Raw genomic sequence first — 22643 nt, forward strand, 5'->3', positions numbered from 1 at the left:
TTCAAAAATCCCATGTCGATCACTCCGTATGCCTCCAGCTGCTTCAAGCCGAGGCAGGGTTGCACATGGGTCAATTCTCAATGACAATTTTGGCGGTTGCCGGGTCAATTCTCAGTGGCAATCAACAGTCAATATGGGGCAGAGCAACGAGGTGATCCACAATGTCCGCCGCCGCACCGGCGTCTCCTATCCGCTGCTGGCGGATCGGCTGAAGATCGCGGCGATGCATTTCGGGGTACTGGCCACCCCGACCTCGTTCCTGATCGGCCGTGACGGCACGCTCGTCGAACGCATCAACGGCCCGCTCAGCCGTGCGCAACTCGAGGCCCGCGTGGCACGGCTGTTGTGATGGGGCGATCATCGAACAGCGCGGTTAGGATATCACTGCCGCCCCACGCGACCGACCCTTTTCCGGCAATAATCTACCCGTTTCTCAACACTTTGCACTACCTTCAGGCCGGGTGCGGGCGCGCAGGGGTTGGGGTCGTCCTCGCGCGGTGCGGTGCTACAATTTGCCCCGTGCGCTTGCCGGCGCATGGGGATAGGTAGGCGCCATCCGGTCATGAGATTCATTGGAAGACCGTCTTGGCAACACTGATAATGCACCCAGGCGCTCCCAAGACCGCCACGACAGCACTGCAGCATGTGCTGAGGGTCAACCGCTGGCGGCTCGCCTGGCGTGGCGTCGGTTTGATCCTGCCCGAGGACATTCGGGACCACAGTTTCCTTGGCGACTATCTTGCGGCCTATCGTGGCAGCGGGCCATCGGACATTTCGCAGTGCACGGCGGAGTTTTTTGCCCCCTATCTCGCCAAATACCGGACGGTCATCTGCAGCGAGGAGACCCTCTGCCACGATTTCATGCCGTCCCGAAAGATCGGCCTCGGTGGCATTGACCGGGCGGACACCGCGGCCCGGCTACTATCGCATTGCGGCGCGGAGCAGACGAAAGTCGTGCTGTCGATACGACCACAAGTGGATTTCCTGACCTCGACCTACACTCATTTCGTCCATCGCAGACGCGAATCCCGCCCGTTTTCCGAGTGGCTGTCTCATGAGGTCGACCTGGGCTCGGTCTTGTGGTCACCGGCCGTGGCGGCCTTCCGACAGCAGTTCGGAGTCGAGGCAGTCAACGTGGTTTTGCTGGCGGACAAGGGGGGAGTGGCGGGCTATATCAAGACCATGCTCGATCATTTCGGCCTGAGCCGGTTCAAGCTGAAGTATGACGTGTCCGAAATCCATAATCCGTCACCATCGGCGCGGGCGGTCCAGCTTTGCCGGATCATGAATTCCCAGATCCGGAACCCGGAAAAATCCGAGCGCGTCAACAGCGCCCTGATCGAGAACTTCCCGGTCGAGGAATTCGGGAAGTTCGTTCCTGCCGCCGGGAAAATTCCGAAGGACCTGCTGCTGGTCTATGCTGCGGACCATGCTGCGGCCCTGAGTGGTGCAGTTCCGGCATGAATTCCGGTTCCCGTCGCCGATCCGCGGCGGGCAGATTATCCCGCAAGCCGGGCCTGCATCGGACCAGCATTCGCGGGCGTCAGGTCACGGTTTCGCGGGTGGCGTATTTCGGGTCCATCCAGACCTCGCGCCGCAGGCAATCCGCCATCACCTCGACCGCATCGAACAGGTCGGTGAAGCGCAGGTAATAGGGCGCGAGGCCAAAGCGCATGATCCCCGGCTCGCGGAAATCGCCGATGACCCCCTGTTCGATCATCGCCCGCACCACGGCATAGCCACCCGCGAAGTCGAAGGCCACCTGGCTGCCCCGCTCTTCCGCCTCGCGGGGCGAGGCCAGTCGCAGCGCACGGCAATCGGGATGCTGTTCGACCAGCTGGATGAAGCTGTCACACAGGTTCCGACTTTTCCGGCGGATGGCCTGCATGTCGACCCCCTCGAACAGATCCATGGCGGCCTCGACCCCCTTCAGGCCAAGGATCGACTGCGTCCCGACCAGAAAGCGGCGAATGCCGGCGGTCGGCCGGAAGCTGCTTTCGAAGGCGAAGGGCGCCGCGTGGCCCCACCAGCCGGAAAGCGGCTGCCGGGCGCTGTCGTGATGGCGCTCTGCGACATAGATATAGGCCGGCGCGCCGGGGCCGCCATTCAGGTATTTATAGCTGCAGCCGACCGCAAAATCCGCGCCGATGGCGTCCAGTTCCAGCGGGATCACACCGGCCGAATGGCACAGATCCCAGATGACCAGCGCGCCGGCCTCATGCGCCTGCCGGGTGATCCGCTCCATGTCCAGCAGCCGGCCGCTGCGGTAATCGACATTCGACAGCAGCACCGCCGCGACCTGATCGTCCAGCAGATTGGCGATATCATCATCGTCCCGGCCCAGAAGCCGCGTGGAATAACCATCCGCGCCAATCAGCGCGCCTTCCAGCATGTAGAGATCGGTCGGAAAGCTGCCCAGTTCGGACACCAGAACCTTGCGGTCCGGACGCATTTCCATCGCCGCGCGCAGCGCCTTGTAGATATTGATCGAGGTGCCGTCGCAGACCACCACCTGCCCCGGAGCGGCCCCGATCAGCCGCCCCAGCCGGTCGCCCAGCCTCTCGGGCAGGCTGAACCACTCGGCCTCGCCCCAACTGCGGATCAGACCCTGACCCCATTCCTGCTCGACGGCCTTCGACAATGTCGCAACCGCGCCTTTGGGCAATGCGCCCAGCGAATTGCCATCCAGATAGATCACCCCGTCCGGCAGGGCGAATTCGTCGCGCAGGGCGGACAGTTCGTCTTGCGCATCCAGTCTGGCGCAATCATCGCGTGTCAGCATGGTTCGGGTGATCCTGTCTCGTGGTCAATCGGGTCGGCTTGGGCATAGTGTGCAAGAATCGGCTGATATCAAGACCAAGCCATCGCGTTTGACCGCGTAATCGGGGCACGGACCCCGATCTTTGGGCGAAGCCAGCGCCCCTTGAGGCGCCGGGCGCGGCTTTTTCTGCCGCGGCTTTCACAGGGACCGGCTGCTCGGACGATACGCCTTGATCGCCCGGCAATACTCTCAGTGCACCTGCCGTGCCCCGACCGGCGCGCGGCGGGCCGCAGGCAAATCCGCGATTATAAATTTTGAACTTAAAATACATTCATGGCTATGCTAGCGTCCATGCGCATCGGGAACGGCGATTCTCTGGGAGGCGGTTTTGAAGATCACGGTGATAGGGGGCGGGCCGGGAGGGCTCTATACGGCTCTTCTGACCAAGAAGGCACGCCCTGACTGGGATGTCGAAGTCTTCGAACGCAATCAGCCCGACGACACCTTCGGCTTCGGCGTCGTCTTCTCGGACGAGACGCTGGACGAGTTCCTGAACCGCGACAAGCCGGTGTTCGAGCGGATCCGCGACAAGTTCGCCTATTGGGATGACGTGGCGGTGCATTTCAAGGGGCAGGAGATGCGCTGCGCCGGCAATGGCTTCTGCGGCACCTCGCGGCAGACATTGCTGACCATCCTGCAGGACCGCTGTGCCGAACTGGGCGTCAGGATGGAGTTCGGGGCCGAGATCAGACCCGAAGACCTGAAGACCCGCTTTGCCGATTCCGATGTGATCGTGGCCAGCGACGGCATCAATTCCGCCATCCGCGAATATTACAGGGACGGGTTCCGGCCCAGCACCGTCTGGAAGACCAACCGCTTCTGCTGGATGGGTTCCAGCCGGCCGATGGACGAGTTCAACTATTTCTTCCGCCAGACCGAACACGGCCAGATGGTCGCGCATTGCTATCAGTATCAGAAGGACCGCTCGACCTGGGTGTTTGAGATGGACGAGGCGACATGGCAGGGGCACGGCTTCGAGGAACAAGACGAAGAAGGCTCGAAGGCCAAGCTGGAGGAAATCTTCGCCGGGGAACTGCAGGGTCATTCGCTGCTGCTGAACCGGTCGAACTGGCGGAACTTTCCGCGGGTGTTCTGCGAGAACTGGTTCGTCGACAACATCGTCATCCTGGGGGATGCGAAGGCCAGCGCCCATTTCTCGATCGGCTCGGGCACCAAGCTGGCCATGGAATGCGCCATCGCGCTGTCAGATTCGCTGCTGGCGCATGCCGAGACCGATGTGCAGGCCGCGTTCCGCGCCTATGACGAGGCCCGCCGCACGCCCTGCCAGATCATCCAGCACAATGCCGATGTCTCGCTGGCCTGGTTCGAGCATATGAACCGCTCCTGGGACATGGAGCCCTATCAGTTCGCCATGGTGGTGATGTGTCGGGCGAAGTCGATCACCTATGACAACCTGATCGTCCGCGATCCTGAATTCGTGCGCCGGGCGGATGACGAATGGTACGCCCGTCATCTGCGCGAGACCGGCGAGGATTTGTGCAAGACGCGGCCGACGCCGATGTTCTCGCGCCTCAAGCTGCGCGGGATGGAGTTGATGAACCGCGTGGTGATGTCGCCCATGGCGCAATACAGTTGCGACGAGGACGGCAACCCGACCGACTGGCTGAAGGTGCATTACTGCGGACATGCGACCGGCGGTATGGGGCTGATCTATACCGAAATGACCTGCCCTTCGGCCGATGCCCGGATCACGCTGGGCTGCCCCGGCATGTGGACGGATGAGCATGAACGCCGCTGGGCCGGGATCGTCGCCTTCATCCACGCCAATACCGGCGCGAAGGTGGCGATGCAGCTTGGCCATGCCGGCCGCAAGGGTTCGACCCAACTGGGCTGGGAACAGATGGATCACCCGATCGCGGATGAGGGGGCGAACTGGCCACTGGTCTCGGCCTCACCGATTCCGTGGCTCGAAGGTGAAAGCCAGATCCCGGCCGAGCTTGACCGGACCGGGATGGACCGGATCAGGGCCGATTTCGTGCAGGCGACCGAACGCGCCGCGCGGGCCGGTTTCGACATGCTGGAACTGCATTGCGCCCATGGCTATCTGCTGGCCTCGTTCCTGTCGCCGCTGACCAATCGCCGCAGCGATGAATATGGCGGCAGCATCGAAAACCGTTTGCGCTTTCCCCTGGAGGTGTTTGCGGCAATGCGCGCGGTCTGGCCCGAAGACCGGCCGATGTCGGTCCGCCTCTCGGGCTCGGACTGGAAAGAGGGCGGCCTGACCGAGGCGGATCTGTTCGCCATTGCCGAGGCCTTCCGCGACGCGGGATGCGACCTGATCGACGTCTCGGCCGGCCAGACCGTGCCGGATCAGCAGCCGGTCTATGGCCGCATGTTCCAGACGCATCTGGCCGAGGCCGTGCGCAATGTGCCGAAGATCGCCACGATGGCGGTCGGGGCGATTACCGAGGCCGCGCAGGTCAACACGATCCTGCACACAAGGCGCGCCGATCTGGTCGCCATCGGCCGTTCGCATCTGTGGAACCCGTTCTTCGCCCATCAGGCCGCCGCGTGGTACGGCGCGCTGAACAAAAGGGCATGGCCGAAACAATATGCAAGCGGCGGCGCGCAGGCGTTCCGCGAAACCGAGCGCGCGCGCGAAAAGCTGCTGGAGTTGCAACGCAAGGCGGCGCCGGGCCGGCATATGCGGGGATGACGTCCTGGAACCGGCGCGCATACCGGTTGGCGCCAATTAATTTGCGATTCAAATATTTCATGTTGAAAATAATTGCCTGGCCGTGACAATGTAAGGCAACGCGATGCAGGGAAAGCAGGCCGAAAAGATGAAACTGCCCCGAACACAGACAGTCAAGCCATGTCGCTAGACGGCAAGCGCGTTCTTGTGACCGGCGGCGGAACCGGGGTCGGGGCCGATCTGGCGCGCGCCTTTGCCGGGGCGGGCGCGCATGTCGTCGTGTCGGGACGCAGGCTTGAACCGTTGCAGCGTATGGCCGGGGCACTGCCGCGCGCGCGCGCCATTCAGGCCGATGTGACCGACGAGGAAAGCGTCAGGGCCATGTTCGCCGAGGCCGGCCCCTGCGATATCGTCATCGCCAATGCCGGCACCTCGGACAGCGCGCCGTTTCACCGGGTCGATCTGGCGCATTGGAACGCCATGCTGGCCGCAAACCTGACCGGCACCTTCCTGACCCTGCGCGAGGGGCTGATCCAGATGAAGGGCTGGGGGCGGCTGATCGCGGTCGCCTCGACCGCCGGGCTGAAGGGCTATCGCTATGTCGCGCCCTACGCCGCGGCCAAGCATGGCGTGGTCGGCCTGATCCGCAGCCTCGCGCTGGAGGTCGCCAGGCGCCCGGTCACCGCGAATGCCCTCTGCCCCGGCTTCCTCGATACCGGGATGACCGAACGCTCGATCGCCAATATCATGCAGAAGACCGGCGGCGATCGTGCCCAGGCACTGGCGGCATTGACCGGCGGGAACCCGCAGGCGCGGCTGATCCAGCCCGCCGAGGTCAGTGCGGTGGCCCTGTGGTTGTGCGGGGCGGGATCGGATTCGATCAACGGTCAGGCCATCGCCATCGCCGGGGGCGAGATATGACCGGCGGGGCGGAAACATCCAGTGAACGGGAACGATGACATGACCGAGATGGCCGGGTTCGAGCCGAAGCATTTCCTGTGGGAGGTCCGCGACCGGGTTGCGGTCATCCGGCTTGACCGGCCGGACCGGAAGAACCCGCTGACCTTCGAAAGCTATGCCGAACTGCGCGACACCTTCCGGGCGCTGGTCCATGCCAGCGATGTCGATGTGGTGGTATTTGCCTCGAACGGGGGCAATTTCTGCTCGGGCGGCGACGTGCATGACATCATCGGGCCGCTGGTCGGCATGGACATGAAGGGGCTGCTGTCCTTCACCCGGATGACCGGCGATCTGGTCAAGGCGATGATCGGCTGCGGCAAGCCGATCATCGCGGCGGTGGACGGCATCTGCGTGGGTGCCGGCGCGATCATCGCCATGGCCTCGGACCTGCGGCTGGCCACGGCGGATGCCAAATGCGCCTTCCTGTTCACCCGCGTCGGGCTGGCGGGCTGCGACATGGGCGCCTGCGCGATGCTGCCGCGGATCATCGGCCAGGGCCGGGCGGCGGAACTGCTGTATACCGGCCGGGTAATGGGCGCCGATGAGGGGGCGGCCTGGGGCTTCTGGAACGCGCTGCACGGGGCCGAGACGCTGGAGGCCGAGGCCCTGAAGCTGGCCTCGCGGATCGCCGCCGGGCCGACATTCGCCCATGGCATCACCAAGACCCAGTTGAACCAGGAATGGAACATGGGGCTGGAACAGGCCATCGAGGCCGAGGCGCAGGCGCAGGCGATCTGCATGCAGACCCGGGATTTCGAACGCGCCTATCGGGCCTTCGTCGCCAAGGAGAAACCGGTGTTTCAGGGTGACTGACATTGGACCGGGGTTCCACCCCGGACCCCGGGATATTTAGGTGAAGAAGAATGGATCAGAGCTTTCTGGATTGGCCGTTTTTCGAGGATCGGCATCGCGAACTGGCCGCCGGGCTGGAGGAATGGGCGGCGGCCCATCTGCCGGTCGATCATGCGGATGTGGATGCGGCCTGCCGCGGGCTGGTCGCTGCCCTGGGCAAGGCCGGGATTCTGCGCCATTCCGGGGCGGACGCAGGCGAGGTGCTGGACGTGCGCAGCCTGTGCCTGATCCGCGAGACGCTGGCCCGTCATGATGCGCTGGCCGATTTCGCCTTCGCCATGCAGGGGCTGGGCATGGGCGCCATCAGCCTGTTCGGCACGGCCCGGCAGCGCGAATGGCTGGAAAGAACCCGCGCGGGCGAGGCGATTTCGGCCTTCGCGCTGACCGAGCCGGGGTCAGGCTCGGACGTGGCCGGCAGCGCAACAACCGCCGAGAAGGTCGCGGGCGGTTATCGGCTGACCGGCGAAAAGACCTATATCTCGAATGGCGGTATCGCCGATCTTTATGTGGTCTTTGCCCGCACCGGCGAAGCGCCCGGCGCGCGCGGCCTTTCGGCCTTTCTGATGCCGGCCGATACCGCGGGCTTGGGCATCGCCGAGCGGATCGAGGTGATCGCGCCGCATCCTCTGGCGCGGCTGCGGATGGAGGATGCCTTCCTGCCCGATTCCGCCCTGATCGGACGGCCGGGCGAGGGTTTCAAGCTGGCCATGGCGGTGCTGGACGTGTTCCGCTCGACCGTCGGCGCGGCGGCGCTCGGGATGGCGCGCCGGGCCCTGGACGAGGCGCTGCATCGCGTCGGCATCCGCCGGATCCAGGGCGAGCCCCTGGCCGCGCTGCAGATGGTGCAGGGGCATCTGGCCGACATGGCGCTGAAGATTGATGCCGCCGCGCTGCTGGTCTATCGCGCCGCCTGGACCAAGGATCAGGGTGCTGCGCGGGTCAGCCGCGAGGCGGCGATGGCCAAGCTTTACGCCACCGAGGCCGCACAGGAGGTGATCGACATGGCGGTGCAGTTGCATGGCGGCGACGGCGTGCGCCATGGCGTCAAGGTCGAGGAACTGTATCGCGATATCCGCGCGCTGCGCATCTATGAGGGCGCCAGCGACGTGCAGCGGCTGGTGATCGCGAGGAACCTGCTGGGATGAGCCATCCCCTCCGGGCCGGGCCCGGCCAGTCCCTGCCGGCGCCATCCCCGCACCGGCATCACGTCAAGCTTTTGGCATTCAAGGAGAACGCGCATGACGCATGAGGTCCTTCATCCGGCGAACTGGAAGGCGACATCGGGATATTCGAATGGCATCGCGGCCACGGGCCGCATGGTGTTCACGGGCGGCATGATCGGCTGGAACGGTCAGCAGGAATTCGAGACCGACGATTTCGCCGGTCAGGTCGAGGCGGCGCTGAAAGGCATCGTCGCGGTTCTGGCCGAGGCCGGGGCATCGCCCGAACATCTGGTCCGGCTGAGCTGGTATGTCACCGACAAGCGGGAATACCTGGCCTCGCTGAAGGATATCGGCCGCGCCTATCGCGCGGTCATCGGCACGACCTACCCGGCCATGGCGCTGGTCCAGGTGGTGGCGCTGGTCGAGGATCGCGCCAAGGTCGAGATCGAGGCGACCGCCGTGATCCCGGGCTGATGCACGGCGCGCCCGGGAACAGGGGCGCCAGACAGGCCGGTTCAGAGGCAGGGCTCGGCGCCCGCGGTGCCATCGAGAAAGCCGCGGGCGAATTCGGCCCCGGGCAGCAGGTCACGCAGCTTCGCCACCGCATCGCCCGGCGCCTGGCCGCCGAGAAGCCCCGCGTAGAAGCCGGCAATGGCGCCGAAATCGCCGATCTGCGGCGAGAGGCGCAGGGCGCTCACCCCGGCCCGGTCCAAATCCCCGATCTGTCCCGCCGCCGTCATATGGGCATGGCCCAGCGTCTGTACCCCGTTCACGGTCAGGAAGGCCCGGCCGTCCAGCGTCTCGACCGGGCGGCCATCGGGATCCTCGCCGCAGACGAACTGGCAACTGTCCTTGGCCCGGTCATGCAGCCGCGCGTGATAGCAGCGCCCGGATATGGCCAGCGGCGCGCGGCCATGGCCCCAGACCTCGACCGCCACCCCCGCCGCCTCGCCCGCCCGGGCGAGGGTTTCGACCGAGGCCAGCGGCAGTTCCGGCGGCAGGCAGATGCGCGTCGCCCCCCTTCGCGCCAGCCATTCCAGCGTTCCCTCGTTATAGACATTCACCGTCGGGCCGACCCAGAAGGGCTGGCCCTGGGGCAGGTATCGCAGCGCGGTCAGATCGGCGATCTCGACCGGCAGGCCAGAGGCGAACAGATCCTCGGTTTGCCGGCGCTCGCGCTTCAGCGTGACCAGCGTCAGGGTCGACAGCGCCACCTCTTTCCCGGCCGCAATCAGGCATTCGGCCGCGCCGGGGATTTCGTGCTGCCAGAAGGGCAGCCGTTTCGAGCAGACCCATTCGCCGATCACCACCCGCGCGACCGGGGCGGCCGCGATCATGCGGTAGAAATCGCGCACCTGCTCGGCGCTCCAGAAGAACGCGACGGGGCCGATGGTCAGATCCATGTCCTTGATCCCTTTCCTCAGCGCCAGGTCTTGGCATAGGCGCCGGTGGTGGCCGCCTGACCCTCGGTCAGTTTCGACAGCAACCCGGCAGGCATTGGTTCCCCCACCTCGGCCGCCTCGACGGCGGCACGGAAGGCGCGCACCACCTGCGCGACATAGGCACGGCTGCGTTGCCGGCCCTCGATCTTCAGGGCGCGCACGCCGGCGGCCTGCAGTTTCGGGATCAGCTCGGTCGCATCGAGGCTGACCGGGTCCTCGAAGATATGTCCGGTCTGCGCCTGCCCGCCACCCGAGGGCGAGGTGAAGCAGCCCTTGCAGAGCGTGGGATAGGGCAGTGGCGCCCCCTTCGGCGTGCGGTGGATCAGGAAGCCGCCCAGACGCGCCTCGTTGTTTCCGGCGACCTCGGAATAGGCGACATGGCTTGCGGGCGAACAGACCCCGTTCATGTTCGGCGACAGGCCGGTGGCATAGGACGACAGCGAACAGCGCCCCTCGGCCATGACGCAGAGGCCGCCGAAGACGAATACCTCGGTTTCGATGTCGATCTGGCGGTTGATCGCGGTGATCTCCTCGACCGACAGGACCCGGGGCAGCACGACCCTGCGGATGCCGAATGTCTCGGCATAGAAGTTGATCGCGTCCGGGTTGGCGGCGGCGGCCTGCACCGACAGATGCAGGCGCAGGTCTGGATGGGTCTCGGCGGCATGCGCGATCAGGCCCAGATCGGCCAGGATGACCGCATGGGCCCCGGCCTGCCGGGCATCCGCCACGGCGCGATGCCACAGGGCCTGATCGCCGGCGCGTGGAAAGGTGTTGATCGCCACCAGCACCTTCGCGCCGCGCGCCCCGGCATAGGCCACACCCTCGGCCAGTTCCTCGCGGCTGAAATTCAGGCCGGGAAAGTTGCGGGCATTGGTCTCATCGGCAAAGCCGCAATAGACCGTATGCGCCCCGGCATCGACCGCGGCGCGCAGGGCGGCGGGCGTGCCGGCCGGGCAGACCAGTTCCATCATGGCAACATCTCCTGTCGGGAAAGGGCATAGCCGCTGCGCCGCTCGGCCAGCCCGGATGCCCGGCGCAGCCAGCGCGACAGGGGCTGGCCGGGGATCGCGGCCAGCTCCTCGGTCAGGTCAAGCTCGGCGCAGTCCAGGGCATTGCGCAGCGCCAGCACCGCCGCGGTGTCGCCCGAGATCTGCAGATCCCCCTGAAAGAACAGCGCGTCCCCGTCCTCGATCCCGTGCAGCATCGACAGGAAGGGGGCGAGCCGGCCCCGGATGGCGGCGTCATGCGCGGGCGTTGCGGCGCGCGGATGGGCGGTGATGCGGCGCCGTCCCGGCTCCATCACCAGCAGCAGCGGGCCGTCGGTCACATCGATCAGGAAACGCGCGCGCTCATGCGGCCCCAGCCGCGCGAGGATCGCGGGGTTGCGCCGGGCGATCCGGCGCAGGAACGCGGTCAGCGCAAGGCTTGCAGCCTGTGGCGCAAGGGGAGGTATGGGCAGGCGCCGCAGAAGCGGTGGCAGGGGGTGCGGCTCGGTCATGAACCGGCCTCTAACGGCATAAATCCGGACGGTAATTGACCAACGTCAAGAACAGCGCGAAGACCGCGCATTAGTCCTGCCCCACGAGATCCTGACGGAGCCGAGGATGCGCAGCCTGCCCCCCTTCCCCGATCTGCGCGCCTTCCTTGGCTGGGCAGAGTCGCATGGCGATCTGGCGCGGATCACGCGCCCGGTCTCGCTGCGCCACGAGATGACGGCGGTGCAACTCGAGGCGCTGCGCCGGGGCGGTCCGGTGCTGCGCTTCGCAGCCCATGACGGGCCGGACATGCCGTTGATCGCCAATCTGTTCGGCACCCGCGACCGGGTCGCGGCCGGGCTGGGCCTGACCCTGGAGCAGATCCCCGATTTCGGCCGGTTTCTGGCCTCGCTGCGCAGCCCCGCCCCGGTCGAGGGCATGCGCGATGCATGGTCGCGCTGGCCGATGCTGCGCGCCGCGCTGGCCACCCGGCCCAGGGTGCTGCGCCGCGCCCCGGTGCAGGATCAGGACCTGCCGGGCCTCGACCATCTGCCGGTGCAGACGCCCTGGCCCGGCGATGGCGGGCCGTTGATCACCTGGCCGGTGGTGATGACCCGGCCCCATGGCACCGACGCCGCCGATCTGACCCGCTACAATCTGGGCGTCTATCGTTGCCAGGTACTGGGACCGGATCGGCTGATCCTGCGCTGGCTGGCCCATCGCGGCGGCGCCGCGCATCACCGCAGCTGGCAGCGCGCGGGCGAACCGATGCCCGTGGCCATCGCCCTTGGCGCCGATCCGGCCCTGCTGCTGGCCGCCGCCCTGCCGCTGCCCGAGACGGTGTCCGAACTTGGCTTCTCGGGCGTGCTGCGCGGGGCGCGGACCGAACTGATTGCCTGCCGTTCCGTGCCGCTGATGGTGCCCGCCAGCGCCGAGATCGTGCTGGAAGGCTGGGTCCATCCCGGCGAGACGGCACCCGAAGGCCCGTTCGGCGATCATACCGGCTACTACAACGCGGTCGAACCCTTCCCGGTCATGCGTGTCTCGGCGATCACCAGCCGCAGCGATCCGCTGTATCTCTCGACAATCACCGGACGCCCGCCCGATGAGCCCTCGGTCATCGGCGAGGTGTTCAACGACCTCGCCCTGCCGGTGATCCGGGCCCAGATCCCCGAGGTCCAGGATCTGTGGTTGCCGCCGGCCGCCTGTTCCTACCGGATGGCGGTGGTGCGGATCGACAAGCGCTATCCCGGTCAGGCGCGGCGGGTGATGATGGCGCTGTGGGGGATGCTGCCGCAGTTTTCCTATACCAAGCTGATCGTGGTCGTGGACGGCGATCTGGATATCCGCAACTGGGATGATATCGCCTGGGCCATCGCCACCCGCATGGATCCCGGCCGCGACGTGATGCGGATCGACGGCACGCCGATGGACTATCTTGACTTCGCCTCGCCGCTGGAAGGGCTGGCCGGCAAGCTGGGGATCGACGCAACGACCAAGATCGGGGCCGAGACCGAGCGCGAATGGGGCGTCGAGATGCGCCTCGACCCCGCCCATCAGGCGCGGGCCGAGGAACTGTTGGCCGAGGTGATGCCATGACAAGGGTGGTTCTGGGCGTGTCGGGGGCTTCGGGGGCGGCGCTGGCGCTGGATTGCGCCGCCGCCCTGGTGCGTGCGCAGGTCGAGGTGGATCTGGTCCTGTCGGTCATGGCCGAACGCACCCTGGCCGAAGAGATCGGCCCCGAGGCGCAGGACCGGCTTTGCACCCTGGCCACCCGGGTTCATCCGCGCGGCGATCTGGGCGCCGAAATCGCCTCGGGCTCCTGCCCGGTCTCGGGCATGATCGTCGCGCCCTGCTCGATGCGGAGCCTTGCGGCCATCGCGCACGGGTTCGACGACAACCTGCTGACCCGCGCCGCGGGCGTGCAACTGAAGGAGCGGCGCCCGCTGGTGCTGCTGACCCGTGAGGCGCCGCTGACATTGGCGCATCTGAAGAACATGCAGGCCGCGGCCGAGATGGGCGCGGTGATCCTGCCGCCGGTGCCGGCCTTCTATCTGCGCCCGGCGAGCCTGGCCGAAGTCACCGCCCAGATCGCGGCCCGCGCGGTCGATCTTCTGCGCCTGGCGCCGCCGCTGGCACAGGCATGGTCACCCGCGGACGACCCGCGCGACTGAGATGTGATGCGGTGCCGGATCAGGCCCCGGCTGCGGTGCAGGCGCGCTCCAGCAGCCGGCGCAATTCCGGCCGGCAGGAGCCGCAATTCGTCCCCGCGCCGGAACATTCGCCGATTTCGTCGATCGTGCGCAGGTTCTGCGCGGCGATCTCGCGCGCGATCCGGTTCGCGCCGATTCCGAAACAGGCGCAGACCAGCGCCCCCTCATCCTCGCGCCCTGCCCCCGGTCGGCCAGCAAGGATATCGGCGGTCTCAGTGGTGCCGAGCGCGTCAGCAAGATGGCTGCGCGAGACCGCCACCGGCTCGGGCGAGACGAACAGCGCCGCCTCAAGGAGCCCATCCCGCACGAAGGCCAGCCGCACCAGCCCGCGGCTGCGGTCGCGCATCGCCAGCGGCTCATAGTCCAGACCGAACAGGGCCTGCGCCTGCGCCACCCAGTCCTGCGGCGCATCGCGCCAGGCAAGTTCCGCCTGCTGACCGGCGGCCAATGTCGCCTGCGCCCAGTAATCGCCCGCCCGACCGATCTCGCGCGTCGAGACGGCAAAGCCATACCAGCCCGCCGGGAATGGCCGGATCGCGACAGCAGCGGATTTCGACGCCGGCTGCCCCGAGACCGGATCGGTCAACCCCGGCACCAGCGCCGAAACCCGGCCGGTCGGCCCGGTCTCGCCCGTCCAGTGGATCGGCGCGAAAGGATGGCCGGGCGCCACGCGATCGGTCACCAGCACGCGCAGCACGGCGCGGCCCTGCGGGCTTTCGACCTCGGCCAGGCTGGCGGGCGCAAGCTGCAACCGGGCGGCATCCTGCGGGTGCAGTTCCAGAAACGGCTCGGCCATATGGCGCGACAGGCGCGGCGCGCGGCCGGTGCGCGTCATCGTGTGCCAGTGGTCGCGCACCCGCCCGGTATTCAGCACAAAGGGCAGCGCCGCATCCGCCGCCCTGCGGACCGGCGGGCGGATCGCGATCATCCGCCCCCGACCCGAGGGCGTATGAAAGCGCCCGTCATGGAAAAAGCGCCCGCCCCGGCGGCCGGCGGATTGCGGCCACAGGAATGGCTCCATGGCATCGTAATCCGGCTCGGGGATGTCCGCGTGGTCGGAAATGTCGAAATCGCCGCCAAGCGCGCCCGCCACGCCCGACAGGGCGGCATATTCGGCGAATACCTGCGCCGGACTGTCCCAGCCGAACGCCTCGGCCCAGCCCATCCGGCGCGCGACATCGGCGATGATGCGCCAGTCGTCCCGCGCCTCACCGGGCGCCGCGAGGCTGCGGCGCTGGCGGCTGATCCGGCGCTCGGAATTGGTAACGGTGCCGTCCTTTTCCCCCCAGCCGGTGGCGGGCAGCAGCACATCGGCCAGCCGCGTCGTGTCGGTCTGCGCCATGATGTCCGAAACCACGGTGAACTCGCAGCCCGCAATGGCGCGGGCAACGCGGTCGGCCTCGGGCATGGAGACGGCCGGATTGGTGCAGATGATCCACAAGGCCTTGATCCGGCCCTCCTCGAGCGCGCGGAACATGTCCACCGCTTTCAGCCCCGGCCTGTCGGCCATGCGCGGCGCGGCCCAGAAGCCCTGGACGACCGCGCGATGGGCCGGGTTCTCGATCTCCAGATGGCAGGCCAGCATATTGGCCAGTCCGCCGACCTCGCGCCCGCCCATCGCATTGGGTTGGCCGGTGACGGAAAACGGCCCCATGCCGGGGCGGCCGATGCGCCCTGTTGCCAGATGGCAGTTCAGGATCGCATTCACCTTGTCGGTGCCGCTGTCGGACTGGTTGATCCCCTGCGAATAGACCGTCACCACCTTTTCGCTGCCGGTCCACAGGTCCAGAAACCGGCGCAGATCGGCATGCGGCAGGCCGGTCGAGAAAGGCGGCGTCTCGCGGGCGGCGGCCAGCGCGGCCTCGATCCCCTCGACATGGGCGGTGAAATCCGGGGCGATCAGGCCGCGCCGCTCGATCTCGGCCAGCAGCAGGTTGAACAGCGCCGCATCCGCGCCGGGGCTCAGCGCCAGATGCAGGTCGGCGATGTCGCAGGTGGCGGTCCGGCGCGGATCGACCACGACCACCCTGGTGCCACGCGCGTCGCGCGCCGCCGCCAGCCGCTGATACAGCACCGGATGGCACCATGCGAGGTTCGAGCCGACCAGAACCACCAGATCCGCCGTCTCGAAATCCTCGTAAAGCCCGGGCACCGTGTCGCTGCCGAAGGCGCGCTTGTGCCCGGCGACCGAGGAGGCCATGCACAGCCGCGAATTGGTGTCGATATTGGCGCTGCCGATGAAGCCCTTCATCAGCTTGTTGGCGACATAGTAATCCTCGGTCAGCAACTGGCCCGAGACGTAGAAAGCCACTGAATCCGGGCCATGTTGCGCGATGGTGTCCTGAAACCGCCGCGCCACCAGATCCAGCGCATCATCCCATTCGGCCGCCTGCCCGCCGATCTGCGGCCGCAAGAGCCGCCCGCCAAGGCCCAGCGTCTCACCCAGGGCCGAGCCCTTGACGCAGAGCCGGCCCCGGTTCGCGGGGTGGTCGGGATCGCCCGCGATCGCCAGCCCGCCATCCGCCAGCGGCGTGGCCAGAACGCCGCAGCCGACGCCGCAATAGGGGCAGGTCGTGCGGATCGGACGGGTGACGGGCTCGGCGTTCATGACATGATCTTTCTTCAGGCGGCGCGGCGGGCGATCAGCTCGGCGCTGATCAGCACGCGGCCGTTCTCGACACGGATGGGATAGGTCCGCACATGACCCTTGTCGGCGCCCTGCGCCTGACCCGAATTCATGTCAAAGGCCCAGTTATGCAGCGGGCAGGTCACGCGATCACCGTGCACGATGCCCTCGGACAGCGGCCCGCCCTTGTGCGGGCAGCGATCCTCCAGCGCAAAGACCCGGTCGTCCATGGTGCGGAACACCGCAATGCAGCCGGCGGATGTCCTGACCACCCGCGCGCCCTGACGCGGGATGTCATCGAGCGATGCGATATCGACGAAACTGGTCATTCGGCAGCCTCCAGTGTCAGATCGGCGAGGGGCGCCCATCTGGGCGTCTCGGCGGGGGTGGAATGTTCGGCCCAGGGGTCGCGGCGATAGACCGACTGGCTGATCTCGAACCGCTCGACCAGCGCGCGGCGATTGTCCAGATCGTCGACCACGCGCTCCTTCACCCAGTCGAGGCCCACCTTGGCGACCCATTTATAGGGCCGGTCCAGATATTTCGCGTGTTCGCGGTATAGCTGGACGAAGGCGGTGATGATCTCGACTGCCTCATCCTCGGACGGGGTCGAGGCCAGATGCTCGGTTTCCTTCAGTTCCATCCCGGCGGCGCCGGCGACGCTGATATTGTAGCCCGAGTCGACGCAGATCACGCCGACATCCTTGCAGGTCGCCTCGGCGCAGTTCCTGGGGCAGCCGCTGACGCCCAGCTTGACCTTGTGCGGCGTCCAGGACCCCCAGAGCAGTTTCTCCAGCCGGATGCCGAGGCCGGTCGAATCCTGAGTGCCAAAGCGGCAGAATTCGTTGCCGACACAGGTTTTTACCGTGCGCAGCCCCTTGGAATAGGCGTGGCCCGAGACCAGCCCGGCCGCGTTCAGATCGGCCCACATATGCGGCAGATCCTCCTTGCGGACGCCCAGCAGGTCGATGCGCTGGCCGCCGGTGACCTTGACCATCGGCACGTCGTATTTCTCGGCCGCGTCGGCGATGGCGCGCAGCTCGGCCGGGGTGGTGACGCCGCCCCACATGCGCGGCACGACCGAATAGGTGCCATCCTTCTGGATATTGGCGTGGTTGCGTTCGTTGACGAAACGCGACTGGCGGTCGTCGCTGTATTCCAGCGGGTATTCGGCCAGCAGGTAGTAGTTCAGCGCCGGGCGGCAGGAATGACAGCCGCCCACCGATTTCCAGCCCAGTTCCTGCATCACCGCGGGGATGGATTTCAGCCCCATCGACCTGATCAGACGGCGCACGTCCTCATGCGTGTGATCGGTGCATTTGCACATGCCCGAGGGTGCCTCGACCAACGCCCCGCCCAGGGTGAAGGCCATGACCTGCTGCACCAGCCCGGTGCAGGTCCCGCAGGAGCCGCTGGCCTTGGTGGTGGCGCGCACGGCCTCCAGCGTGGTCGCGCCGTTCTGCACCGCCTGCACGATGGTGCCCTTGCAAACGCCGTTGCAGCCGCAGATTTCCGCCTCAGGCGGCAAGGCTGCAACGGCCGCCATAGGGTCCGGTTGGGCACCCCCTTGGAAAGCCGGGCCAAAGATCAGCGTGTCGCGCATCTCGCTGATGTCGGTCTGGTCCTTCATCAGCCCGTAGAACCAGCTGCCGTCATTGGTGTCGCCATACATGACCACGCCGATGATGCGGTCGTTTTCCAGCACCAGCCGCTTGTAGATGCCGCGGCCGGGATCGCGGAACACGATATCCTCGCGCCCCTCGCCTTCGGCGAAATCGCCGGCGCTGAACAGGTCGCAGCCGGTCACCTTCAGCTTGGTCGCGGTCTGGACGGGCTGGAACCCGGCCTCCTGACCCAGAAGCGTGCGGGCCAAGACCTTGGCCTGATCATAAAGCGGCGCCACCAGACCGAACAATTGCTGGCGATGCTCGACGCATTCGCCAAGCGCGAAGATATGGGGATCGCTGGTGCGCAGCGCGTCATCGACGGTAATACCGCGCTCGACCTCGAGATGCGCGTCCACGGCGATGCGGGTCTCGGGGCGGATGCCCACCGCCATGCAGACCAGATCGGCGGGATAGACGGTGCCGTCCTCCAAGAGCACCGCCTCGGCGTGGCCGTGGCCGATGATCGCCTTGGTCGCGCCCTTGCAATGGACGGTGATGCCGCGCTTTTCCAGATCGCGTTGCAGCAGGTAGCCGGCGGCGGGGTCAAGCTGGCGCTCCATCAGGTGGCCCATCAGATGGATCACGGTGACGCTGGCGCCACGCGCGGCCATGCCGGCGGCGGCTTCAAGCCCCAGCAGGCCGCCGCCGATCACCACCGCATCCTTGCCGGCGACGCCGGCCTCGATCATCGCATTGGTGTCTTCCAGATCGCGATAGGTGACGACGCCGGGCAGTTCCTTGCCCACCACCGGGATGATGAAGGGCGCCGAGCCGGTGGCGATCACCAGCGCGTCATATTCGGCGCTGGAGCGGTTGGAGTGGACGACGCGCTTCTCCCGGTCGATGCGGACGACCGGCTCGCCGAAGCGGCAATCGACGCCATGCGCGGCATACCAGTCATCGCCATGGGTGACGATGTCCTCATAGGTCTTTTCCCCCGACAGGACCGGCGACAGCATCAGCCGGTTATAGTTCCCGCGCGGCTCGCCATTGAACAGCGTGACCTCATAGGCGTCGGGGTCCAGCTCGAAAAGCTGCTCCAGCATCCGGCCCGAGGCCATGCCCGCCCCGATGACGACAAGTTTCCTTTTCATCGCTTGCTCTCCTTTTTTCTCAGGCGGCTTGCAGGGGGGTGGCGCGGTCCATGCGGCGGATCGAGGCGTGCATCCAGATCAGGCAGCCGACGACCAGCGCAAGGATCACCATGAAGCAGGTCGACCAGAGGCCGGTTTCCTGCTTGAGCCAGCCGAAGAGCAGCGGCAGGACGAAACCGCCCAGGCCCCCGATCATGCCCACCAGCCCGCCGACCGCGCCGACGTTGCCGGGGTAATAGGTCGGGATGTGCTTGTAGACGGCGGCCTTGCCGAGGCTCATGAAGAAACCCAGCACGAAGATCACCGGCAGGAAGGCCGTGACCGGCACGCCTGCGGGGATGGCGAGGATCGCCGCCGCGACGGCCGAGACGACCAGCGTCCAGTACATCACCACCCGAGCGCCAAGGCGATCCGACAGCACGCCGCCATAGGCGCGAAAGATCGAGGCGGGGATCGAATAGGCCGCGCCGACCATGCCCGCCGTCTTGACGTCGAAGCCATAGACGCCGATCAGGTAATGCGGCAGCCAGAGCGCCAGCGCGACAAACCCGCCGAAGCTGAAGAAATAATAAGCCGAGAAGCGCCAGACCTGCAGGTTCTTCAGGGGCGCGAGTTCCGCCTTGAGGCTGCGCAGCGGCGCCTTTTCGCTGTGGCGCGCGGCGGTGACCGGGTCGTCCTTGCTGAGGAACCAGAACAGCGCGGCTGTGACAGCCAGCGCGGCGGCCCAGATCTGCGCGGTCGCCTGCCATCCGACGGCGACCATCACGAAGGGTGCCACGAATTTCGTCAGCGCCGCGCCGACATTGCCGACGCCGAAGATGCCAAGCGCCGTGCCCTGCCGCGTGCCGTCGAAAAAGCGCGAGACATAGGCGACACCCACCGCGAACGAGCCGCCGGCAAGACCGACGCCAAGCGCCGCAAGCAGCATCTGCGGATAGGTCGTGGCCCATCCCAGCAGAAAGGTCGCCAGCGCGGCGGCCAGCATGGTCATCGCATAGACGACCCGGCCGCCCAGACGGTCGGTCAGCACGCCCAGTACGATCCGGACCAGCGAGCCGGTCAGGATCGGCATGCCGACCAGCAGGCCGAATTGCGTCTCGGTCAGGTCGAGCTGCTGCTTGATCTGGATGCCGATGATCGAGAAGATCGTCCAGACGGCGAAACAGATGGTAAAGGCGAATGTGGACAGGCTCAGCGCGTGGCGCGATTCACGGGGGGATGTCGTGGTCATTGGGTTCGATGCTCCGATGGCAGGACTGGGTTGCAGTGGCTGTCGGAAAGCGCGGGCCAGCAGGATCGGGCGCCCGGAAACGGGCAACAGGGCAAGCCGCCGTCACGCTTTCAGCAAGAATGCCGCATCGTTGCGAGCGGGCCGGGAACGCGCCATTGCGTCGGGCCGTAAGCAGACAATCGCCCCGCTTCGCCCCTGCCGCAAGCACCGATGCTGCAGAGCAGCGAAATCCCCGGCCGCGCCATCGGCAGCGCGAATAAAACATGCGGCGGCAGGGCGGTTTGCCTGTTTTTTGATCAGTTCGGGGATGAGGCGGCGGCCGGCGGCTCGAAGGTGAAGCCATCGAAAAAGCCGTCCGCGCGCAGAATCATCTGACCCTTTTCGGCCGCAACCATGCGATCCTCGGTCAGGGTGCCCTCCAACCGCGAGGAGGCGCCGGGCAGAGCCGCGCCGGCGGGGCGCAGATGCTGCCGGTAAAGATCGGTGCGGAAATGCGCCATGGCGCGGGCCATGGCCGGAACCGGGTCCAGCCGGTGCCGGATTGCGATCCGCTGCGCGATCAACGCGGCAATGCTGCGCCAGGGAAAGCTGGCGGCACCGGCGTTGAAGGCGACAAAGCCCGGCGAATCGCGCAACTCGCCATCCGGGCAGACCATCAGCCGCCCGTTCAACCCGCGCTCGGCCAGTTCCGGCGGCAGGTCCAGATATTCGGCGCGCGAGATGATCTCGGCGGCCAGGCCGCGATGCTCGGGCTCGTCCAGCCAGCGCCCTGCCCGCCACACCGCCCGCATCAGGGCGCCGGTCTCATCCGGGCGTTCTTCGGTGAAGTCACGTCGCAGCACCAGCCCCTTTTCCGGGGGCGCGGTCCAGATCGCGGTTCCGGGCAGCAGCAGGGCGGCGATGCCACGCTCGACCGCGAACGAAGCCCAGGGCTCGCCCACGCAGAACATGTCGACCTCGCCCGCCGCCAGCGCATCGGCCATCTGCGGCGGCGGCACGGTGATCAGCGCCACCTCATCCGCCGCGAACCCGCTGACCGCCAGCCAATGGCTGGTCAGTTCAAGCTGGGTCGAGAAGGCAAAGGGCACACCGACCCGCAATCCCCCGCCGATCACGCGCCGCAGCGCCCGGCCGGCGGCGCGGGCATCGGCGAAATCGAAGCCGTGACCGACGCCCCGCAGCCGCGCCTCGATCTCGCGGCTGACGGCAATCGCCTGTCCGCCATGCGACAGGAACATCACCAGATCGGCGGCCGGCAGGCGCGGCCCCAGCCCAAGCGCCTGCCCGATGGGCATGGGCACCAGCATATGTGCGGCATCGATCAGCCCGGCGCCCAGCATATCCCGGCTTTGCGCCCAGGCCCCCAGACGCCGCAGATCGAGTTGCAGCCCCTCTTCCGCAGCAAATCCCAGTTCCTGCGCGATGATCAGCGGCGCCGCGTCGATCAGCGGAACATAGCCAAGGCGCAATCCGGTCATCGGTTCAACAGCCCCGCCGCCATGACCAGTTGCTGGGCAATGTCTGCGACGCGCTTGCCCTGGTCCATGGCCGTCTTGCGCAACAGCCCGTAGGCGGCCTCTTCGTCGATGCCGCGCGCCTTCATCAGCACCGCCTTGGCGCGGTCGATGATCTTGCGCTCTTCCAGCGCGGCGCGGGTCGCCTCAAGTTCCGCCCGTATCCGCTGCAGCATGTGGAAACGCACGGTGGCGGCGTCAAGGATCGGCTTGATCCGCTCGGGGCGCAGCCCGTCCACGACATAGGCCGAGACACCGGCCTCGATCGCCGAACGGGTCAGCTGTTCGTCCGAGCGGTCCACGAACATCGCGACCGGCCGCTCTGCGGAGCCGGAGGCGAGCGCCAGTTCCTCAAGCACGTCGCGCGACGGATTGGCGATGTCGATCAGCACCACATCCGGCCGCAGCGCGGTGACCTGCCGGCCAAGGCCGGTCTGTTCGGCGATGACGCGAATCTCGTGCTCGCCAGCCTGATGCAGCCCATCGACGATGGATTTCGCCCGCTCGGGATCGGGTTCCACGACAACAATCAGAAGTTTCTTTTGCATCGGTGTTTCGAGGTTGCTTCGCGGCCTTGCCTGACAGGATATCCGGATGGTCCGAACTGAAAAAGCGCGCAGCGACGGGTCGGGCATCATGATCGGCACTCGCGGCATGACAGATGCCTGTTTCATGGGCACAGACCGGCCGGGATTGCCGGGATCGGGCAGGATCCGGTTCGCACCACCGGCCATGGACGCGCAAACCTGCCCCGGCCGGGCCAGCGGAGCCCCGGATCGGTTGGCTTGCCCGCTGTCCTGCGGGTTTTTTCTGTAACGGGCCGGGTCGAGCGGCGTCTTGGATACATGAACCCGAGAACACCACCCTCTGACGCATGGCACGATCTCGTGACATTCCCCGAATCTCGGGGCGGCGGCCCGGTGCCG

General features: G+C 66.8%; 19 protein-coding genes. 9 read left to right on the forward strand and 10 right to left on the reverse strand.

Annotated elements, in window-relative coordinates; translation table 11 throughout:
* The first annotated feature begins 133 nt into the window (after positions 1 to 133).
* Both KNW02_RS05215 and KNW02_RS05220 read left to right on the forward strand, forming a co-directional pair.
* Entirely contained in the window at positions 134 to 349 is a 216-nt protein-coding gene (locus KNW02_RS05215; RefSeq protein ID WP_216032220.1) for a TlpA family protein disulfide reductase, read from the forward strand.
* Positions 350 to 585: 236 nt separating this feature from the next.
* The gene (locus KNW02_RS05220) at positions 586 to 1464 is read left to right on the forward strand and encodes a hypothetical protein (RefSeq protein WP_216032221.1); all 879 of its coding nucleotides are present in this window, start codon (positions 586 to 588) and stop codon (positions 1462 to 1464) included.
* Between the two features lie 79 nt (positions 1465 to 1543).
* On the opposite strand, the gene kynU is transcribed toward KNW02_RS05220, so the two are convergent.
* Positions 1544 to 2782: a kynureninase gene (gene kynU / locus KNW02_RS05225; protein WP_216032222.1), complete on the reverse strand. Its 1239-nt coding sequence runs from the start codon at positions 2780 to 2782 to the stop codon at positions 1544 to 1546.
* Positions 2783 to 3149: 367 nt separating this feature from the next.
* Here kynU and KNW02_RS05230 point away from each other — a divergent pair, with 367 nt between their 5' ends.
* The 5 genes from KNW02_RS05230 to KNW02_RS05250 all read left to right on the forward strand — a co-directional run bounded on the left by KNW02_RS05230 (position 3150) and on the right by KNW02_RS05250 (position 8926).
* Complete coding sequence (locus tag KNW02_RS05230; protein WP_216032223.1) at positions 3150 to 5498, forward strand: oxidoreductase; 2349 nt, start codon at positions 3150 to 3152, stop codon at positions 5496 to 5498.
* Between the two features lie 159 nt (positions 5499 to 5657).
* Positions 5658 to 6398 (forward strand): SDR family NAD(P)-dependent oxidoreductase, encoded by a 741-nt coding sequence (locus tag KNW02_RS05235; RefSeq protein WP_216032224.1) that lies wholly within the window; start codon positions 5658 to 5660, stop codon positions 6396 to 6398.
* Between the two features lie 39 nt (positions 6399 to 6437).
* On the forward strand, positions 6438 to 7250 hold the full coding sequence (locus tag KNW02_RS05240) for an enoyl-CoA hydratase family protein (protein WP_216032338.1): 813 nt from the start codon (positions 6438 to 6440) through the stop codon (positions 7248 to 7250).
* A gap of 50 nt (positions 7251 to 7300) precedes the next feature.
* A complete protein-coding gene (locus KNW02_RS05245; RefSeq protein WP_216032225.1) occupies positions 7301 to 8434 on the forward strand; it encodes an acyl-CoA dehydrogenase family protein in 1134 nt (377 codons plus the stop codon).
* Positions 8435 to 8527: 93 nt separating this feature from the next.
* Complete coding sequence (locus tag KNW02_RS05250; RefSeq protein ID WP_216032226.1) at positions 8528 to 8926, forward strand: RidA family protein; 399 nt, start codon at positions 8528 to 8530, stop codon at positions 8924 to 8926.
* Positions 8927 to 8967: 41 nt separating this feature from the next.
* On the opposite strand, the gene ubiV is transcribed toward KNW02_RS05250, so the two are convergent.
* The 3 genes from ubiV to ubiT are packed head-to-tail and all read right to left on the reverse strand — an operon-like array spanning position 8968 to position 11395.
* Positions 8968 to 9855: a ubiquinone anaerobic biosynthesis protein UbiV gene (gene ubiV, locus KNW02_RS05255; RefSeq protein ID WP_216032227.1), complete on the reverse strand. Its 888-nt coding sequence runs from the start codon at positions 9853 to 9855 to the stop codon at positions 8968 to 8970.
* A 17-nt stretch (positions 9856 to 9872) separates the two neighbouring features.
* A complete protein-coding gene (gene ubiU, locus KNW02_RS05260; RefSeq protein WP_216032339.1) occupies positions 9873 to 10865 on the reverse strand; it encodes a ubiquinone anaerobic biosynthesis protein UbiU in 993 nt (330 codons plus the stop codon).
* Positions 10865 to 11395 carry a ubiquinone anaerobic biosynthesis accessory factor UbiT gene (ubiT, locus tag KNW02_RS05265; RefSeq protein ID WP_216032228.1) on the reverse strand — a complete coding sequence of 177 codons (531 nt, stop codon included), beginning with the start codon at positions 11393 to 11395 and terminating at the stop codon, positions 10865 to 10867. The genes ubiU and ubiT overlap by 1 nt, the downstream gene beginning before the upstream one ends.
* 106 nt (positions 11396 to 11501) lie before the next feature.
* Here ubiT and KNW02_RS05270 point away from each other — a divergent pair, with 106 nt between their 5' ends.
* The gene (locus KNW02_RS05270; RefSeq protein ID WP_216032229.1) at positions 11502 to 12971 is read left to right on the forward strand and encodes a UbiD family decarboxylase; all 1470 of its coding nucleotides are present in this window, start codon (positions 11502 to 11504) and stop codon (positions 12969 to 12971) included.
* Positions 12968 to 13546, forward strand: coding sequence for a UbiX family flavin prenyltransferase (locus tag KNW02_RS05275; RefSeq protein WP_216032230.1), 579 nt, complete (start codon positions 12968 to 12970; stop codon positions 13544 to 13546). Before KNW02_RS05270 ends, KNW02_RS05275 begins: the two co-directional genes overlap by 4 nt.
* Positions 13547 to 13565: 19 nt before the next feature.
* Here KNW02_RS05275 and KNW02_RS05280 read toward each other — a convergent pair whose 3' ends face one another.
* From KNW02_RS05280 to KNW02_RS05305, 6 genes are all read right to left on the reverse strand, one after another.
* Positions 13566 to 16193 carry a nitrate reductase gene (locus KNW02_RS05280; RefSeq protein WP_216032231.1) on the reverse strand — a complete coding sequence of 876 codons (2628 nt, stop codon included), beginning with the start codon at positions 16191 to 16193 and terminating at the stop codon, positions 13566 to 13568.
* 14 nt (positions 16194 to 16207) lie between these two features.
* The gene (gene nirD / locus KNW02_RS05285) at positions 16208 to 16540 is read right to left on the reverse strand and encodes a nitrite reductase small subunit NirD (protein ID WP_216032232.1); all 333 of its coding nucleotides are present in this window, start codon (positions 16538 to 16540) and stop codon (positions 16208 to 16210) included.
* Entirely contained in the window at positions 16537 to 18972 is a 2436-nt protein-coding gene (gene nirB / locus KNW02_RS05290; RefSeq protein ID WP_216032233.1) for a nitrite reductase large subunit NirB, read from the reverse strand. Before nirB ends, nirD begins: the two co-directional genes overlap by 4 nt.
* 19 nt (positions 18973 to 18991) lie before the next feature.
* Positions 18992 to 20203 carry an MFS transporter gene (locus KNW02_RS05295; RefSeq protein WP_216032234.1) on the reverse strand — a complete coding sequence of 404 codons (1212 nt, stop codon included), beginning with the start codon at positions 20201 to 20203 and terminating at the stop codon, positions 18992 to 18994.
* Between the two features lie 296 nt (positions 20204 to 20499).
* Positions 20500 to 21681, reverse strand: a complete 1182-nt coding sequence (locus KNW02_RS05300; RefSeq protein WP_216032235.1) for a CmpA/NrtA family ABC transporter substrate-binding protein — start codon at positions 21679 to 21681, stop codon at positions 20500 to 20502.
* Positions 21678 to 22265 carry an ANTAR domain-containing response regulator gene (locus tag KNW02_RS05305; protein ID WP_216032236.1) on the reverse strand — a complete coding sequence of 196 codons (588 nt, stop codon included), beginning with the start codon at positions 22263 to 22265 and terminating at the stop codon, positions 21678 to 21680. The genes KNW02_RS05300 and KNW02_RS05305 overlap by 4 nt, the downstream gene beginning before the upstream one ends.
* Between the last annotated feature and the right edge of the window lie 378 nt (positions 22266 to 22643).

This window comes from Paracoccus marinaquae (genome assembly GCF_018860165.1).
GTDB lineage: Bacteria > Pseudomonadota > Alphaproteobacteria > Rhodobacterales > Rhodobacteraceae > Paracoccus > Paracoccus marinaquae.

Bases quoted from the DNA above. Each gene is read 5' to 3' on its own strand.
- KNW02_RS05215 (WP_216032220.1), top strand. From the start codon at position 134: ATGGGGCAGAGCAACGAGGTGATCCACAATGTCCGCCGCCGCACCGGC.
- kynU (WP_216032222.1), bottom strand. From the start codon at position 2,782: ATGCTGACACGCGATGATTGCGCCAGACTGGATGCGCAAGACGAACTG.
- KNW02_RS05235 (WP_216032224.1), top strand. From the start codon at position 5,658: ATGTCGCTAGACGGCAAGCGCGTTCTTGTGACCGGCGGCGGAACCGGG.
- KNW02_RS05240 (WP_216032338.1), top strand. From the start codon at position 6,438: ATGACCGAGATGGCCGGGTTCGAGCCGAAGCATTTCCTGTGGGAGGTC.
- KNW02_RS05245 (WP_216032225.1), top strand. From the start codon at position 7,301: ATGGATCAGAGCTTTCTGGATTGGCCGTTTTTCGAGGATCGGCATCGC.
- KNW02_RS05250 (WP_216032226.1), top strand. From the start codon at position 8,528: ATGACGCATGAGGTCCTTCATCCGGCGAACTGGAAGGCGACATCGGGA.
- ubiV (WP_216032227.1), bottom strand. From the start codon at position 9,855: ATGGATCTGACCATCGGCCCCGTCGCGTTCTTCTGGAGCGCCGAGCAG.
- ubiU (WP_216032339.1), bottom strand. From the start codon at position 10,865: ATGGAACTGGTCTGCCCGGCCGGCACGCCCGCCGCCCTGCGCGCCGCG.
- ubiT (WP_216032228.1), bottom strand. From the start codon at position 11,395: ATGACCGAGCCGCACCCCCTGCCACCGCTTCTGCGGCGCCTGCCCATA.
- KNW02_RS05270 (WP_216032229.1), top strand. From the start codon at position 11,502: ATGCGCAGCCTGCCCCCCTTCCCCGATCTGCGCGCCTTCCTTGGCTGG.
- KNW02_RS05275 (WP_216032230.1), top strand. From the start codon at position 12,968: ATGACAAGGGTGGTTCTGGGCGTGTCGGGGGCTTCGGGGGCGGCGCTG.
- KNW02_RS05280 (WP_216032231.1), bottom strand. From the start codon at position 16,193: ATGAACGCCGAGCCCGTCACCCGTCCGATCCGCACGACCTGCCCCTAT.
- nirD (WP_216032232.1), bottom strand. From the start codon at position 16,540: ATGACCAGTTTCGTCGATATCGCATCGCTCGATGACATCCCGCGTCAG.
- nirB (WP_216032233.1), bottom strand. From the start codon at position 18,972: ATGAAAAGGAAACTTGTCGTCATCGGGGCGGGCATGGCCTCGGGCCGG.
- KNW02_RS05295 (WP_216032234.1), bottom strand. From the start codon at position 20,203: ATGACCACGACATCCCCCCGTGAATCGCGCCACGCGCTGAGCCTGTCC.
- KNW02_RS05300 (WP_216032235.1), bottom strand. From the start codon at position 21,681: ATGACCGGATTGCGCCTTGGCTATGTTCCGCTGATCGACGCGGCGCCG.
- KNW02_RS05305 (WP_216032236.1), bottom strand. From the start codon at position 22,265: ATGCAAAAGAAACTTCTGATTGTTGTCGTGGAACCCGATCCCGAGCGG.